The organism is Rhizobium sp. RM (assembly GCF_013390595.1).
Classification (GTDB): Bacteria; Pseudomonadota; Alphaproteobacteria; order Rhizobiales; family Rhizobiaceae; genus Agrobacterium.
In genome coordinates, this window is sequence record NZ_JACAWV010000023.1 from 235,129 (window position 1) to 250,502 (window position 15,374).

The 15,374-nt window shown below is 57.9% G+C and carries 12 protein-coding genes; 5 read left to right on the forward strand and 7 right to left on the reverse strand.

Annotation, left to right across the window (positions count from 1 at the left end):
- Positions 1 to 80 precede the first annotated feature (80 nt).
- The 4 genes from HWX89_RS26580 (at position 81) to HWX89_RS23740 (ending at position 4,307) form a co-directional block, all read left to right on the forward strand.
- On the forward strand, positions 81 to 1,106 hold the full coding sequence (locus HWX89_RS26580; protein ID WP_178340912.1) for an AraC family transcriptional regulator: 1,026 nt from the start codon (positions 81 to 83) through the stop codon (positions 1,104 to 1,106).
- A 146-nt stretch (positions 1,107 to 1,252) separates the two neighbouring features.
- Positions 1,253 to 2,203, forward strand: coding sequence for a Fe2+-enterobactin ABC transporter substrate-binding protein (gene fepB / locus HWX89_RS23730; protein ID WP_138792771.1), 951 nt, complete (start codon positions 1,253 to 1,255; stop codon positions 2,201 to 2,203).
- A gap of 5 nt (positions 2,204 to 2,208) precedes the next feature.
- On the forward strand, positions 2,209 to 3,249 hold the full coding sequence (locus HWX89_RS23735) for a FecCD family ABC transporter permease (protein ID WP_138792772.1): 1,041 nt from the start codon (positions 2,209 to 2,211) through the stop codon (positions 3,247 to 3,249).
- Positions 3,246 to 4,307 carry a FecCD family ABC transporter permease gene (locus HWX89_RS23740; RefSeq protein WP_353505719.1) on the forward strand — a complete coding sequence of 354 codons (1,062 nt, stop codon included), beginning with the start codon at positions 3,246 to 3,248 and terminating at the stop codon, positions 4,305 to 4,307. Before HWX89_RS23735 ends, HWX89_RS23740 begins: the two co-directional genes overlap by 4 nt.
- Positions 4,308 to 4,314: 7 nt before the next feature.
- Here the strand turns inward: HWX89_RS23740 and HWX89_RS23745 are convergent, their stop codons facing one another.
- The 3 genes from HWX89_RS23745 to HWX89_RS23755 all read right to left on the reverse strand — a co-directional run bounded on the left by HWX89_RS23745 (position 4,315) and on the right by HWX89_RS23755 (position 7,920).
- A complete protein-coding gene (locus tag HWX89_RS23745) occupies positions 4,315 to 5,148 on the reverse strand; it encodes an ABC transporter ATP-binding protein (RefSeq protein ID WP_138792773.1) in 834 nt (277 codons plus the stop codon).
- 147 nt (positions 5,149 to 5,295) lie between these two features.
- Entirely contained in the window at positions 5,296 to 6,687 is a 1,392-nt protein-coding gene (locus HWX89_RS23750; RefSeq protein WP_138792774.1) for an amidohydrolase, read from the reverse strand.
- 9 nt (positions 6,688 to 6,696) lie between these two features.
- Positions 6,697 to 7,920 (reverse strand): MFS transporter, encoded by a 1,224-nt coding sequence (locus HWX89_RS23755; protein ID WP_138792775.1) that lies wholly within the window; start codon positions 7,918 to 7,920, stop codon positions 6,697 to 6,699.
- A gap of 117 nt (positions 7,921 to 8,037) precedes the next feature.
- Here HWX89_RS23755 and HWX89_RS23760 point away from each other — a divergent pair, with 117 nt between their 5' ends.
- Positions 8,038 to 9,960 carry a GAF domain-containing protein gene (locus tag HWX89_RS23760; RefSeq protein ID WP_178340913.1) on the forward strand — a complete coding sequence of 641 codons (1,923 nt, stop codon included), beginning with the start codon at positions 8,038 to 8,040 and terminating at the stop codon, positions 9,958 to 9,960.
- A 9-nt stretch (positions 9,961 to 9,969) separates the two neighbouring features.
- On the opposite strand, the gene HWX89_RS23765 is transcribed toward HWX89_RS23760, so the two are convergent.
- Genes HWX89_RS23765 through HWX89_RS23780 form a run of 4 tightly spaced genes read right to left on the reverse strand, consistent with a single transcriptional unit; the run spans position 9,970 to position 15,252 of the window.
- Positions 9,970 to 10,680: an HpcH/HpaI aldolase family protein gene (locus HWX89_RS23765; RefSeq protein WP_138792777.1), complete on the reverse strand. Its 711-nt coding sequence runs from the start codon at positions 10,678 to 10,680 to the stop codon at positions 9,970 to 9,972.
- Positions 10,680 to 11,492: an SDR family NAD(P)-dependent oxidoreductase gene (locus HWX89_RS23770; RefSeq protein ID WP_138792778.1), complete on the reverse strand. Its 813-nt coding sequence runs from the start codon at positions 11,490 to 11,492 to the stop codon at positions 10,680 to 10,682. The genes HWX89_RS23765 and HWX89_RS23770 overlap by 1 nt, the downstream gene beginning before the upstream one ends.
- Positions 11,493 to 11,501: 9 nt before the next feature.
- Positions 11,502 to 13,178, reverse strand: coding sequence for a hydantoinase B/oxoprolinase family protein (locus HWX89_RS23775; protein WP_138792779.1), 1,677 nt, complete (start codon positions 13,176 to 13,178; stop codon positions 11,502 to 11,504).
- 10 nt (positions 13,179 to 13,188) lie between these two features.
- Complete coding sequence (locus HWX89_RS23780; RefSeq protein ID WP_138792780.1) at positions 13,189 to 15,252, reverse strand: hydantoinase/oxoprolinase family protein; 2,064 nt, start codon at positions 15,250 to 15,252, stop codon at positions 13,189 to 13,191.
- Between the last annotated feature and the right edge of the window lie 122 nt (positions 15,253 to 15,374).

Consider the following 15,374-nt stretch of genomic DNA (forward strand, 5'->3'; position numbering starts at 1 on the left):
TGTATTTCATGTATTCGTATAGGCGGTTTTGAAAGTGCCCGCTTTCGTTAACCGCGCATAAACTTATGCAGGAGACCTCTGTGAACAGAGCCATTGCCCCTCTTCCGCCCGTAGCAGCAGATCCAAACCCCATCCTGACGCGACGCGAATTGCGCAAAAACGGCGTACGCGTGCTTGATGGCGGCGACCAGGGTGACGCCGTTGTTGCTTGCGGCCTCGTTGGAAAGGTGCGGATGGACGGCATTCATGCCAATTTCGGGCGTCGTATGCAGGTCGATGACCTGGAGATGGAAGTTGCAGTTGATGCGCAGGTTTCGATCAAGATATTCCTCGAAGGCTTTGTCGAGGCATCGTTGAACGGTGTGCCTATGCCAATGCCGCAACGGACCGAACAGGGCCGGTGGCAGTCCTCTGCAATTATCGTTTCCCATGGAAATGGAGCGAGGCTGCGCCGGCGTGCACGCAAGGGCCAATATCTTGACAAGATGGTCATCGGAATGTCGCGCGAATGGTTGCAGCGGTTTTCCGAAAGTGCTGAAACGCCGGAAAATTTCAGGGCCCTTCTGTGCGGAGAACCTGGCTTCTGGCAGTGGCAGCCGAACCGAAAGGTCGAGTTTCTGGCCCGGCAGATGTTTGATATTGCCGCACGCAAGCCGCCGTTTTCATCCGTACTTCTGGAGAGCCATACTCTTGCCATTGTCTACGAGGCCTTGACGACCGCGTTTGGCACAAGCCCGGAGGCAGTGATGCCACCGACCAATCTGACTGCTGCGGAGCAACAGCGGATCTATGCACTGGTGCGCTACATTGACCGCCATTCGGCACAGGAGCTCTCCGTGACGGACATGGCAAGCGAACTCGGCGCCAGTCAGGCAACATTACAGCGGCTGGTGCGCAAAGCGCATAATTGCTCTCTCAACGAGTTCATCCGCAATCGTTGGCTTGATGAAGCGCGTCAGGCGCTTCTCTTCAGCAGCCGCAGTATTTCCGACATCGCCTTCGAAGCCGGATATGTTCACCTTTCGAATTTCACCGCAGCCTTTCGCAAGCGCTTCGGCTATCCACCGTCGTCGCTTCGCAGGCACGCGGGTCCAGCCGAAGGCTGAGGCGCGCCATCGGATTTATCCTGCCGGTCGCACTCATATTTTTGTTGGCGAGCCTCTGTCAGCGATGCTAATGCTGCCGCCCGCACGGGCCAGGAGCAGACGGTAAAGCCCCTGCCCCTTTTACGCCGTCAGCGGAGAATTCAGCCATGGGCATTGCGAAATCAGGCCGTCTCGCAGCGAAATTCATCACCGCGGCGATTGCATGCCTCCTGTTTTGCTCAGTTGCCACGGCAGCCGAAAGCTGGCCGCGCAGCTTTACCAATGTCGATGGCAGCAAGACGGAAATTCCTGCGAAACCGCAAAAAATCCTCTCAACCTCGGTATCGCTGACGGGAACGCTTCTCGCGATCCATGCACCCGTCGCTGCCAGTGGTTCGGCAGCAAACGGCAAGTTTTTTGCACAATGGGCAGACGTGGCCCGCGAACGCAAGGTCGAGAACGCATGGCCGGCCGGCAAGGTCGATCTCGAAGCCGTCTATGCGGCACAACCCGATCTGATCGTTGTGACGGCAAGTGGTGCCGGTTCGGTCAAGGACCAACTAGACGCATTCCGTCAGATCGCCCCGACCATACTCGTCGACGACGGTGCACTCTCCTGGCAGGATCTGGCGACCGAGCTCGGGCGCGCGACCGGCCTTGAAGCGGATGCGGCCGCATCGATCGCAGATTTCGACGCTTACGTCGGATCAGCACGCGCAAAGATCAAAATCCCTGCCGGAAAGGCCAACATCATCAGCTTCAATGGTGCCGGCCAGAGCAACCCTATTGGCCGCGTCACGGGTCCGCACGCAGCCCTTCTTGCCTCGCTCGGCTTTGACATCGAAGACCCAAATCCGGCGTGGCATACGCAGGCAGAAAGCCGCGACGATTTTGTCTGGGCAAATTACGAACATCTGGTCGATCTCAAAGCCGAGACCACCTTTATCCTGCGTGTGGATGACGCCAAGGCCGCCGCCTTCCGCAATGATCCGGTTCTTGCCAACGTCCCCTCGGTAAAAAGCGGCCGCGTCTACGGACTTGGTGCCAACTCCTTCCGCATCGACTACTACAGCGGCAAGGAAATCGTCGATGGCGTTGTTGCCAATTTTGGACACTGACGCCGTTGCAGGACCAGGTGGATGCCAGAGCGACACTGAACCGCACAACCGGGCGTAACCGGTTGATCGGGCTTGGGACGCTTTTCCTTTTGCTTGGTTTGGCCATCATTCTTGGCATCGCCGCCGGAGCGCGACCGATCCCTCTTGCGACCACATGGGATGCGATCACCAATTTCAATCCGTCAAACAGCGATCATCTCCTGGTGCGCCTGCTGCGCATCCCGCGCACACTGCTCGCCATCGTGGTCGGCGCAGCACTTGGCGTTGCCGGCACCATCATGCAGGCCCTGACGCGCAATCCGCTTTCCGATCCAGGGATCCTCGGCATCAATGCTGGAGCGGCGGTGGCAATCACCTGTGCTATCGCTCTTTTCGGGATCACGTCAGTCACGGCCTATATGGCGCTTGGCATGGCCGGTGCTGCTTTTGTCGGTGCGGCCGTTTACCTGCTTGGAAATCTTTCACGCGGCGGCAATCCGGTCCGCGTCGTGCTTGCCGGTGCAGCCCTTTCCGTCGTGTTGATGTCGCTGACGCAGATCGTGCTGGTGAACAGCGAGGAGCATGTCTTCGACCAGTTTCGCAACTGGTCGGTCGGTTCGCTGCAAGGTCGTGGCTACGGGGTATTGTTCCCGGTCCTAGCGGTCGCATCACTTGGCATTGCCATTGCGTTCACACTCACAAAGGCGCTCGATACGGCAGCCCTTGGAGCCGATCTGGCCAAGGCACTGGGTGGCAATCCACTTCGCATCTGGGGTCTATCGGCGCTCGCCGTCATCATCCTTTCGGGGGCCGCGACGGCAGGGGCTGGGCCGATCGGTTTCGTCGGGTTGACAGCACCGCACATTGCCCGCCTGATAACCGGCCCCGGCCATCGCTGGCTGTTACCCTATGCGATGCTGATCGCGGCCCTTCTTACTGTAAGTGCCGATGCGCTGGGGCGCATTATAGCGCCGCCCGGTGAAGTCAGCGTTGGCATCATGCTGGCACTCATCGGTGGTCCGTTCTTCATAGCACTTGTTCGCCACCACCGGATATCAAAGCTGTGACCCGCCCTGCACGCCTTGCGTCCTCTCGTCCACGGCGCCTTGTCTGGCGCAGCCAGCGCATGTCATTTGCGCTTGAGACGCGTCCCGTCACGGTCTGCCTGCTCCTTCTCGTAGCAACGCTTGTCGCAGCCGTTTTCGCGATGACCCTTGGACGTGTTCCAGTCCCCTTCGTGGACGTCATCGGCGCGGTGCTGGGAAATGGAGAAGGTGGTATGCGCCAGCAGATCGTCTTTAACCTGCGTCTGCCTCGGGTACTCGTTGCTCTGTTTGCTGGAGCCTCGCTTGGTGTTTCAGGCTCAGTGTTCCAGTCCGTGTCGCGCAATGCGCTTGGTTCCCCCGATGTTATCGGTTTTACCACCGGCGCTGCGACGGGTGCGTTGGCACAGATCGTGATCTTCGGCGGCGGGCCGCTTGCGGTTGCTTTGTCTGCGATGCTCGGCGGACTGATAACGGCAACACTCGTCTACCTCCTGTCGTTCAAGCAGGGCGTCACGGGTGGTTATCGGCTGGTTCTGACCGGTATTGGTGCTGGAGCAACGCTCAACGCGCTCAACGGCCTGATGCTGGTCAAGGGTAGTCTCGACAACGCCATCTCCGCCAATCTCTGGCTTGCCGGTTCACTTGATGCACGCAGCTGGGATCACGCCTTGACCGTCATGGCTGGCGCATCATTCCTGATCCCGATTTCCGCTTTTGCAGTAAACAGGCTCAGGATGATCGAGATGGGCGACGATATTGCCCGCCAGCTCGGTGTCCAGGTCGAACGGACAAGATTTGGGATGATTGCCTGTGCGGTGCTGCTTGCTGGTGTCGCGACCGGTGCGGCTGGGCCGATCGCCTTCCTGGCACTCGCCGCTCCGCAACTTGCAAGCCGGCTGACATCAACCCGTGGCATACCGGTTTTGAGCTCGGCGATCATGGGCGCCTTCCTGCTGGTTTCAGCAGATCTGCTCACCCAGCTCTTTGCCAATGATCTGGTGCTACCGATCGGCCGGACGACGGGTCTCGTCGGCGGTCTCTATCTTCTCTGGCTATTGACCCGCTCGAAACAAAAATGATGCGGCTTCAAGCGGATGGAGCGGGATCGTCAAGCGGTACGACCATGGGATCGCCGGTCACCGGATCGTCAATCACGACGGCCGCAAGCCCGAAGACTGTCTGCACGAGATCAGCCGTCATCACGCTGCGCGGATCTCCCTCCGTGATGATACGTCCATCGCGCATTGCAACGATATGATCGGCGTAGCGGCACGCCTGATTGAGGTCGTGCAGCACGGCAACAACGGTATTGCCCTGGCGCCGGTTGAGGTCTCTGAGCAGGTTAAGCAGCTCAATCTGATGCGCGATATCGAGAAATGTGGTTGGCTCATCGAGAAGGAGAAGCGGCGTTTCCTGTGCCAGGACCATCGCAATCCAGACACGTTGGCGCTGCCCGCCCGAAAGTTCGTCAACCGCCCGCGATGCGATTTCTTCCACCCGAGCCGTTTTCATAGCCCAGGCGACGGCGTCTTCATCCGCCTGGCTCCAGCGCTGCAGGAACGACTGGTGTGGATAGCGACCGCGAGCAACCAGATCGGCTACGGTAATGCCGTCGGGTGCGACCGAACTTTGCGGAAGAAGGCCAAGTGTGCGCGCAACTTCGCGCGCCGGTATGCGCTCGATCTGCTTGCCATCGAGAACGACATGACCGTTATTGGGCCGGATGATACGTGCAAGCGCCCTCAAGAGCGTGGATTTTCCGCAGGCATTGGGACCGACAATCACGGTGAAGAGGCCATCAGGCACCTTGAAGGTCAGATCACGGGAAATCGTCCGTTCGCCGTAGACCAGCGTCACGTCCCGCGCTTCGAGCCGCGCTTGCTCGCCTTGCGGCACTGATTTTGAAACAGGCGCGACCATGAAACCTCCAGCTTTGCGTCGGCTCCTTTTGGCCGAGTGGCCGAAACATCGTCAAGTACAAATGCCGGTTTCAGAAAAATCTGCCGGACGCAATCGGACCGGCGACAGATGTCAAAAAAGGGCGAGGCTCTAGCCTCGCCCTTCAATTCAACGGAGACGTTGCGGGAGAGTGTCCGCCGGTATCAGCGGTATGTAACTCTCGCCACCAAGCTGCTCCAGGTGTTCTTTCCTCGCGACAGCAATCAGCTCCGGGTCCGTCAGTGCCCTCACCGCGGATGCCGCCAGCACCTTTCCGGCCTGCAGCATGCCCTTGTGGGCATAACCCGATGTGCCCTGAGACACCATCTGCCAGGTGTGCGGCGGCGTTCCATAGGCCTCTGTTGCGACATAGACCTGACCGGTCGGCACGAGCCAGCTCACATCACCGACATCGGTGGATCCGTGCAAGAACGTCGGCACCTCTTCAAACGCATTCAGGTCTTCGGAGAGGATTTTTCCGCGCTTGGCGATCCTCGCCTGCACTTCACTTGAGAACGTCTTCTGAATACTTCCTGCGAAGTCCTTCTCACTGTTGGAGAAATTGGCAACGCCGAACTTCTCGAACTCCTGGTGCATCATGCGAGCAAGGGTGACATTGGGAACGAGGTCGGCGGAAGCCGCATCGAAGGTAATTTCGAGTTCCGTCCCGGTCATCAGGGCCGCACCTCGGGCAACATCCTTCACCCGCTCGGTAATGTCACGAACCTGATCCATTCTGGGGGCTCGCACCTTGTAGAGCACCTGCGCCTGCGACTGCACGACATTGGGCGCTCGACCACCGGTATCGGTGATCGCATAGTGGATGCGGCCATCCTGGATGATGTGCTCACGCAAGTAATTGCAGCCCACATTGGTCAGTTCGACGGCATCGAGTGCCGAGCGTCCAAGGTGCGGTTCAAACCCTGCATGGGCGCTTGTCCCCTTGAAGGTGAAATAGAGCTGGTTGGTAGCCAACATCCGGGCATTATAGGCAAGGTTCTCATCCCAGGGGTGCCACGTGAAGGCAACGTCGACATCCGAAAACAGACCTTCGCGGGCCATGTACGCCTTGCCACCACCGCCTTCTTCGGCTGGGCAGCCGTAAAAGCGGATCGTGCCGGTAAGACCCAGTTCATCCTTGCATGCCTTCAGCGCCAGAATGGCGGCAAGTGCGCCTGTTCCAAGGAGGTTGTGGCCACAGCCATGGCCGTTACCGCCAGCAACAATTGGATCGTGTTGGGTTACACCACTCTTCTGGCTCAACCCTGTCAGCGCATCGAATTCACCAAGGATTGCAACGACGGGCTGGCCTTCTCCGTAGCTTGCGACGAAGGCGGTTTCGATGTTGCCGGCATTGCGCGTGACATCAAAGCCGGCCTTTTCCAGTTCATCGGCCAGAAGGGCTGCAGACTGCGTTTCTTCATAGCGGATTTCGGCAAATGACCAGATTGCGTCGGAGACCGATTTCAGATTGTCGGATTGGGACGCGACTGTCCGTTCGATGATATCGAGATAAGTCATAATATTCCTTCAGGCGGTCTGTTCGACAGGCTTTTTGCCGTGGACGGCGGGAAAGGTTGTGGCGATGGCGCAGACAATGACAGCGCAGCCGACGATCACGGAAAACGCGATACCGTAATTCTGGTTGGTTGCCGAAAGGACAGCACCGATCAGCATCGGAGATGCGAAGGAACCGAGCTGTGCAAGCGAGTTGATCAGGCCGGTCGCGGTTCCAACCGTATTCTGCGGGAAATGCTTCATGATGCTGACGAAGACGCTGATCGAGATCGCATTCAGGAAGACGTTTGAGACGGAGAGATAGGCGAAGGCGAGCGGAATGGATTCCTCATTGGCCATGAGGTAGATGAAAACAGCCGAGACAGCCGAGCCAATGCAGATGAGGTATTTTTCCTTCTGGTGGAAAAATCGGTCGAGCAGCCAGCCGCAGGTCAGGAACGAAATGAAGCCAAGGGCCGGCGGGATCATCGAATAGGCTCCCATCTGCACCATGCTCATACCCTTCACCTTCACCCAGTAAGATGGCAGCCAGGACTGAAGACCCCAGAAGACGATATTGGTGAAGAAGTAGACCAGCGTGATTTTCCAGGTCAGCGAATTCTTGAGCAGTGCGCCGATGCGCTTCTTTTCTGAGACCTTTTCGACCTTTTCCTTGACGACAGGCTGATCGTTCGTCGGTTTCATGACGTAGAAGAGAGCAACCGAGAGCAGCAGTCCCACTGCGCCGAGGACATAGAACATCATTTGCCAGCTATGAGCGGCGATCAGCGCGGTGATGACGATCGAGCCGACGGCAAAGCCCACGGAGGCACCCGATTGCAGGACTGACTTGGCGCGGGCCATCTGCGATTTTTCGAAGTGCTCGGTAATGGCCACGGATCCACCGGCAGGAAAGACTGCCTCACCTGCACCAGTGACAGCACGTGCGGCTGCCAGCCCAACGGCATTGCTGACGGCGCCCGAGACGGCGGTCCCCAACGACCAGACGGCAACTGCAGAGCTCAGGACGCGACGGGCACCAAAACGGTCTACCAGATAACCACCGATAAGCTGTGTCATCGAATAGGCGAGAAAGAAGGCGCTGATGATCATGCCCTGATGGTCGGGGCTAAGACCAAACTCTTCACTGATCGGGATGATTGCGATGTTGATTGCCGTCTTGTCGATAAAGCCGACGACCCAGCATATGAATAGCATTCCTATGATGACGTGGCGACGTTGTATGTTTGAAAACATGTCGGAAGTTCCCCTTGTTTAGACTTTCCTCTTTTGTCGCACCGCTTCCGAAGAATGATATGGTGATTGCCACATCTTTGATTGAATTTTTATATGCGTTGCCACATAGTTTCTAACATGAAGATTGATTTCTTTTCGAATTCTGCGTTTCGCGAGTTGGCCCAGTCTGGCGTTGTCAGTTGGGAGGACCGGCAGATCGCACCAACTGGATCGACAGGCGAGATTGGCCACACGATCGTCAGCTATGATCACAGCCTGCAGCTTATCGTCGATCATTCGCATTTCACGGCTCACCAGAGCGAATTCCGCATTCGGGGCGATGATCGGCAGAGCGTGGCTGATCTGGTGTTGCGATCGGTCGAGGCCTCGATCATCGCACTGCAGTCCCGTACCATTACGAAACTTGGATCGGTCAATGCGGCCGTCATCAACTCTCTCGATGACAACGAGATCGTCCATAACGTTTTGCGCGAAGTCATGAACGTCCTACCGCATTCGGACGCTGGCGTGTTCAGGCTTTTTGACGAAAAGACTGGCCTTCTGATCCCCGTCTCCTATGACGGACTGCCAGAGGATTATGCGCATTATCGGCTTCAACCGAACGAATCCGTATCAGGCGAGGTGTTTTCGACTGGTCAGCCTGCCATCCATAACGGACGGCAGAACATCATTGATGCTCACAGGGTCATGCGGCCCGAAAGCCAATCCTTCATGGAGCGGTCCAATATTGCCAATGCCCTGCTCTGTGTGCCCGTGATGGCAGAGGGACGGCGTCTTGGAACATTGACCACGCTGTCCTTTTCGCCTGACGGGGCCTTCTCGTTGTTCGATCAGACCATTCTCGAACTTCTGGCGAGCCAGGTGGCCGTCGCATACCAGCGTTCACTGACCTATCAGAACACCCTTGCCGCATCCCGCCGGCTCGAGCAGATGCGCAGTGATCTTGCCGACAAGAATAGAGAGCTCGATCGCGCAGTCGATCTACATGAGAGCCTGTTGCGCATCTTCTCGACCGGTAGCAGCCAGAGCGAGCAGCTTGAGGCCGTATCCAGACTTTACCACGCCGAATTCATATTCGAGAACGTGCTCGGCCAGGATCATCGTTCATCTGGCTGGAATGAAGACGGCGATGTCGTGCGACAAGCCGTAGAGGTTGCAGAAGTCAGCGTCGGGCACTTCCGTTATGATGGCTCCGTCGACACCGCCTTCCGGCGCGCACTCTTTGGAACACTTGCCGCCTTTGTCGCCCTCGACTTTGTTCGCGACATGTCCCGGATTGATGCCATGAATGTCCGGAAAAAGGCCTATTTCGACACGCTTTTCTCAGCGGGAGACACCAGAGACCGCCGCGCCAATTATGGCTTCCGACCAGACAGGTTCAACCAGATCTTCGTCGCATTGACGCCTGGGGGTGAAGCAACTGCGAATGCCAGCCTCACCCGCCAGAAGACAATTCTTGATCTGCAGAAGGTGATGACACTCCCCAATGCCCTGATCTTCCACGAAGATGATGAGATCGTTGTCCTTGTTTCCGCTCCGACCTCTGCAGCACTCGAGCGCAATCGTCAGGTTATGGCAGAGGCCATATCACGACTGGATATTCGCGTCGGCGCAAGCAACCCCTACGAAGAGGCGGCAAGCCATCAGCAGGCGCGAGCCAAGGCAAAACAGGCTGCAGAGGCGCTCCAGCGCCGTGGGAAGGCCGGCCTGCTTCAACATGCGCAGATGGGGCTCGACCTGCTTTTAGGCGGACAGGGTCGCGATGAGGTGCTTGATTTCGCGACGCAGGTCCTTCAACCGCTGCTTCAGGACCCGAAACATCTCGTTCTATTCGAGACGTTCGCACACTATATGCTCGCAGGAAAATCACCTGCAAAAACGGCTGACGCACTGAGTATCCACCCGAATACCCTCTATCAGCGTCTCGCAAAGGTGGAGAAGCTGACCGGCCGCGATCTTGACGATGCGGCCGATTACACGTTGCTCTGCGTCGCAAGCCAACTCTACCGCACCTATACGTCTGGCAAGCCGGACGGCTAGAGCGGGCGCTCACGCGTGGTGCGCGACAAGCGTCTGTTTCACACTCGCAATACCGCGGCGCAGGAACGGGTCTGTGTGAATGTAAAAATACTGCACCCCCTTCTCGAGCCAATAGGGAAGTTCGTCAGCCGTCACCAATGTGCCGGCAATCTTGCCTGCTGCACGTATTTTCTCCACGGCAACGGCCACCTTCTCCATCACTACGGCCGGGCGCGGTTCGCCGAACGGCGGCGCAGGCGGATAGCCCATGTCCTGCGAGAGGTCGCCAGGGCCGATGAAGAACACATCGATACCTTCGACCTTCAGCATATCTTCCAGCCGGTCGATGGCATCAGCCGTCTCGATCATTGCAACAACAAGGCGTTTTTCGTAATCGGCCGGCAGCGCATAACGCACGGCATCGACAACCGCCCGTGCCTGATCGGCATTGTCGATCATCGGCACCATGATGCCGTCAGCACCGGCGTTCAGATAACGGATAATCACCGGCCGTTCGTGAGAATGGGGGCGCACGATTGCAGCGCCGCCGACGGAGCGAACGATCTGACCGGTTTCCCGGACATCTTCAAAACTCCAGGTGCCATGTTCGCAATCGACGAAGACGCAGTCACCGCCAAGTTCGATCAGGCGCCCGGCGAGACCTGATGAAACATGATGCGTGTTGTACATGGTGACAGCCTCGCCAGCCAAAAGCCGAGCGCGTAGCTTCGTTCCGTTCATCACTTCCTCCTATGTTCCGGCAGATCCGGAGTATCAGCAGGCGCTCCCACCCAGCGTGCGATCTCGATGTCAGCGGACGTATCGCGCATGTAGGTCGGGCAGATATGGAGCTCCGGGATGACGGCGCTCTTGTTGAGGCTTGCGCAGAGCGCTATGGCACGTGCGACGTCAATCGGGTCCATCATCACCGCACGCTCCTCCTCAAGTGGCGGGCGGGCACGGTTATCCATGATGGGCGTGTTGGTTTCGCCAGGCAAAATGGTGGTCGCGCGAATGCCCTGATTGCGATAGGTGTTGTGCAGGAACGTCATGAAGTTCTTCACGCCTGCCTTGGCCGCCCCGTAAGCGGCTCCCCCTAAGAGATTGGGATTGACCGCGGCGAGTGACGACACGGTGATAACGGTGCCATCACCTCTGGCGATCATGTCTGGAAGAACCGCCTGGGTCAGGTTGAACACGGCTGTCAGGTTGACATTGAGGGTAGAGTTCCACTCTTCCTCGCTAAGAAAACGGGCATTCAGCACCTTGCTGGCGCTCCCGGCATTGTTGACGAGGATGTCAACAGGACCAATACCGTCCTTGATCCACTTCACCGTTTCGAAGATGTCATCGCGCTCTTCGATATTCAGAGCGCGGGCAAATGCCCGCCCTTTTGCCTTTTCGATCAGTTTTGCAACATCACGAAGCGGCTCCAAGCGACGCCCCGTCAGGACGACGGTCGCGCCGTCCCTGGCCAGAAGCAGCGCGGTCTCGCGGCCAATGCCCGAACCCGCGCCCGTGACCAATGCGATCTTTCCTTCAAGACGTCCCATGTCTCTTCCCTATTCCGCTGCAACTGCCGGTGATCCGGTATAGCCATAGATATCCTTGGCTGCCTTCGCCGTAACCAGATTTTCCGACAGATCGTGCGTTATGAGCTCTTGAGCGCGCTCGGACGCACGGCCCCAGCCGCCGCCGCCGGGCGTTTCGACTTCCAGCTTTTCACCGGTTTTCAGGACAACCTTGCCCTTGGGGAAATGCGGTTTGCCTTCCTTGAGGACCTTGCCGGCCGATCCACTCTGACCTTCGACGACACCGAAGCAGGGATGGCGAACACGTTCGGAGGCAAGGTAGATATTCATCGGGTTCTTGCCGAGATTGCGCAGGATGACCCGCTGGCCGAGACCACCGCGATATTTGCCCGCACCGCCGGAATCGGCGATCAGTTCCTTGCATTCGGTGAGCGCCGGAACAGCAACTTCGAACATTTCGATCGCAGTAACCTTGCAGTTTGACGGGAAGCTCAACGTGTCGAGCCCGTCGAATTCCGCGCGTGCACCCTGCCCGCCGTGGAAATTCTGCACCGAACCATATTGAGAACCGTCGTTCCTCTGGCCGACGCAGTTTGCGGCCCAGATCGGAGCTCCACCGCTGTCCCCCATCACCTTGTCAGGCACAACACCTTCAAGAGCCTTGAAGATCAATGAGGGAATGACGTGACCGATCAGGTTGCGCGAATTTCCTGCCGTCCATTGTTGCGGATTGAGGATCGATCCGAGTGGCGCTTCATCGGTGATCGGAATGATGCAGCCTTCATTGTTGGGGGTTTCAGGATCAAGAAGGCACTTCAGCGCATAGACAGAATGCGCATAGCGATAGTTGGTGCGGCAATTGATCGAATGCAGGACCTGATCCGATGTCCCGGTATAATCCACATGGACCGAGTCATCCTTGACGATGACAGATGCCTTCAGGGTCACGTCGACATCGTAGCCATCAAGCAGAACCTCGGCGCTATAGGTGCCATTTGGCCACTCACGAATCGCATTACGGGTCTGCGCTTCCGAGCGAGAATGGATCGCCTCAGCCAGCCCTTCAACATCGTCCAAGCCGTATTCATCGAGGAATTTGACGAGCTCTCGCCCCATGACATTGTTGGCAGCAATCATCGATTCCAGATCGCCGCGAACTTCGGTTGGGAGGCGGACCGATGCTTCTATGATGTCGAAGACGTCCTCGTTCGGAACGCCCGCGTTCAACAATTTGACGATTGGGAAGCGGATACCTTCTGCGAAGATGTCGCTTGCTTCCGAATGCAGTGGCGCACCACCAATATCAGGCAGGTGGGCGATGGAGCCAGCATAGGCAACAACCTTGCCGTTCTTGAAGATCGGGGTGATCATTGTGACGTCTGGCAGGTGACCCGTGCCGATTTCCGGGTCGTTGGTCGCCAGGACATCGCCCTCCACCAGCTTTTCCGCCGGGAATTTCGGCAGAAAATACTTCTGGGCCGCAGCCGGAAGAGAGGTGATGAATACCGGTATGGACCAAGTGCATTGCGCGAGCGCTTGGCCCTTGGCATCCAGGAGCACCGTCACATAGTCGTGGTTTTCCCGAACAATCGGCGAAAAGGCGGTTTTTCCGAGAACGTTATCTGCCTGATCAGCGATGAAAATCAGGCGATTCCACATGACCTGCAGATTGATCGGGTCGTTGAAATCGGTAGCGGGTTTCGACATCGTAGAGCCCTCAGAGAATGTTGATGACGAGATTGCCATGGGCGTCCACATGGAAGACGCCACTTGGGCCGACCACTGCGGTCGATTCGCGCTGTTCGACGATTGCGGGGCCCTTCACAGCCTCGCCGACGGGAAGCTTGTAGTGATCGTAGACCGATGTCTCCACGTAGCCACCGGCTTCCTGGAAAAACACCTGCCGGCTTCCCTTACGGGCATCGGCAACCACGGTTTCATGCGGGCGCGTGACCTGATCCTTGTCGCCACTGGCGCGCAGGCGCCAAGTGATGACTTCAAGGGGCGCCGCAACCGTACGGCCGAAGAGCTCGCGGTAAAGCTTGAAAAAGGCATCACGTAGTTCCTGAAGGAACGTCTCCTTCGGCAAGGAGCGATCCGGCAGGACAACCGTGATTTCGTGGCCCTGACCGACATGGCGCATGTCGACGGTGTAACGGTTGGTGATTGTGTCCTTCGGCACGCCTGCAGCAGACACAACCTCCGCACCCTGTGCGGCGAGGTCATCGAGCAGGCGGTTCATGGCATCGATATCCCAGCTCTCAAGTCCCATCGGATGACTTGCGGAGAGATCGACCGCAACCGGCGCGATCAGCAGACCGATTGCCGAGCTGACGCCTGCGCCTGTCGGGCAGATGATGCGATTGATGCCGAGCTTGCGAGCGATGCCGTAGGCGTGAACCGGACCTGCTCCACCGAAGGCAACCATAGGCAGGGACCGTGGATCGACGCCAAGGTCGGTCGCATGCATGGCCGCAGCCTTGCTCATCGATTCATTGACGAGATCGTGGATGCCCCAGGCGCATCGTTCGACAGAAACGTCGAGCGATGTCGCGAGTTTGGCCATGGCATCGCGTGCGGCATCCTTGGAGACCTTGAATGAACCGCCAACGAAGGAGCCCGTTCCCATGTAGCCGAGAAGGATATCCGCGTCGGTCACGGTCGGCTGGGTGCCGCCACGCTGGTAGGCCGCAGGTCCTGGCATGGCACCGGCAGAATGTGGACCGACGTCAAGCAGACCAAGCGGGTTCTTGGCGGCAATGGAACCGCCGCCAGCACCGATCTCAATCATCTGGATTGACTGAATTTTCAGAGGGAAGCCGGAGCCCTTGCGGAAACGCTGGTAATGGGCGACCTCGAGGTCCGTTCCGACATTCGGCTCACCATTCGGGATCAGGCAAAGCTTGGCGGTTGTTCCACCCATATCGAACGAAAGAACACTGTTTTCACCGGCGGTCCGTCCAAATTCCGCAGCAGCGACCGCGCCGGCCGCAGGACCTGATTCAATCAGACGCACCGGCAATTCAGCGGCGCGACGGCTCGGTACAAGGCCACCCGACGAGGTCATCCACAGGACCTGGCGATCAATGCCCTTGGCCGAGAATTCGCGCTGCAAATGCGCCACGTGACCCGCCATTTGCGGGCGGGTATAGGCATTTACCACAGTGGTCGACGCACGGTCGAACTCCCGCATTTCCGGGCACACTTCAGAAGACAGCGAAACGAAGACGTCGGGATATTCTTCGCGAAGCAACGCGGCAACGCGCTGTTCGTGCTGTGGGTACTTGTAGGCGTGCAAGAGGCACACGGCCACTGAGCGGATACCCTTTTCCTTCAATCGCACGGCGATATCTCGAACTGTCTCTTCCTTGAGTTCGGTCATGACCGATCCGTCGGCGGCGATACGCTCTCTCGCACCATAGCTGTTGGCACGCGACACCAGTGGATCGGGGTATTTGATGTTGAGGTCGTAGAGGTCGTAACGGCCTTCGTTGCGGATGCGCAGCATGTCCTGAAAGCCATCCGTGGTGACGAAACCGGTTTCCACACCCTTCCGCTCAAGGACTGCGTTGGTGACAACGGTGGTTGCACCAAGCACCTGGAGGTTTTCGATCGAAATGGTGTCTGCAAATTTTTTCAGCAGTTCGGAAACACCCTGTACGACGGCTTCGGCCGGATTTTTCGGGGTGCTCAAGACCTTGTGCAGGTGAAGATCGCCCTTGTCGTCCAGGAGCGCGAAATCGGTAAAGGTACCGCCGGTGTCGAAAGCAAGTTTTGCCATGTTTCCCTCAGTGCGACGTGACCAGCGGCTATCCCGCTGTGAAGGGGCCGATCTGTTGCGACCCTTTGTCTGTCATGAGGTTAGGCGACGGCTGGCTGCATTGGCCAACACAACTACGGTCT

What these genes read in the sequence shown, in the direction of transcription:
- HWX89_RS23780 (WP_138792780.1), bottom strand. Translation starts at nt 15,252, where the DNA reads ATGGCAAAACTTGCTTTCGACACCGGCGGTACCTTTACCGATTTCGCG.
- HWX89_RS23775 (WP_138792779.1), bottom strand. Translation starts at nt 13,178, where the DNA reads ATGTCGAAACCCGCTACCGATTTCAACGACCCGATCAATCTGCAGGTC.
- fepB (WP_138792771.1), top strand. Translation starts at nt 1,253, where the DNA reads ATGGGCATTGCGAAATCAGGCCGTCTCGCAGCGAAATTCATCACCGCG.
- HWX89_RS23760 (WP_178340913.1), top strand. Translation starts at nt 8,038, where the DNA reads ATGAAGATTGATTTCTTTTCGAATTCTGCGTTTCGCGAGTTGGCCCAG.
- HWX89_RS23745 (WP_138792773.1), bottom strand. Translation starts at nt 5,148, where the DNA reads ATGGTCGCGCCTGTTTCAAAATCAGTGCCGCAAGGCGAGCAAGCGCGG.
- HWX89_RS23755 (WP_138792775.1), bottom strand. Translation starts at nt 7,920, where the DNA reads ATGTTTTCAAACATACAACGTCGCCACGTCATCATAGGAATGCTATTC.
- HWX89_RS23770 (WP_138792778.1), bottom strand. Translation starts at nt 11,492, where the DNA reads ATGGGACGTCTTGAAGGAAAGATCGCATTGGTCACGGGCGCGGGTTCG.
- HWX89_RS23750 (WP_138792774.1), bottom strand. Translation starts at nt 6,687, where the DNA reads ATGACTTATCTCGATATCATCGAACGGACAGTCGCGTCCCAATCCGAC.
- HWX89_RS23765 (WP_138792777.1), bottom strand. Translation starts at nt 10,680, where the DNA reads ATGAACGGAACGAAGCTACGCGCTCGGCTTTTGGCTGGCGAGGCTGTC.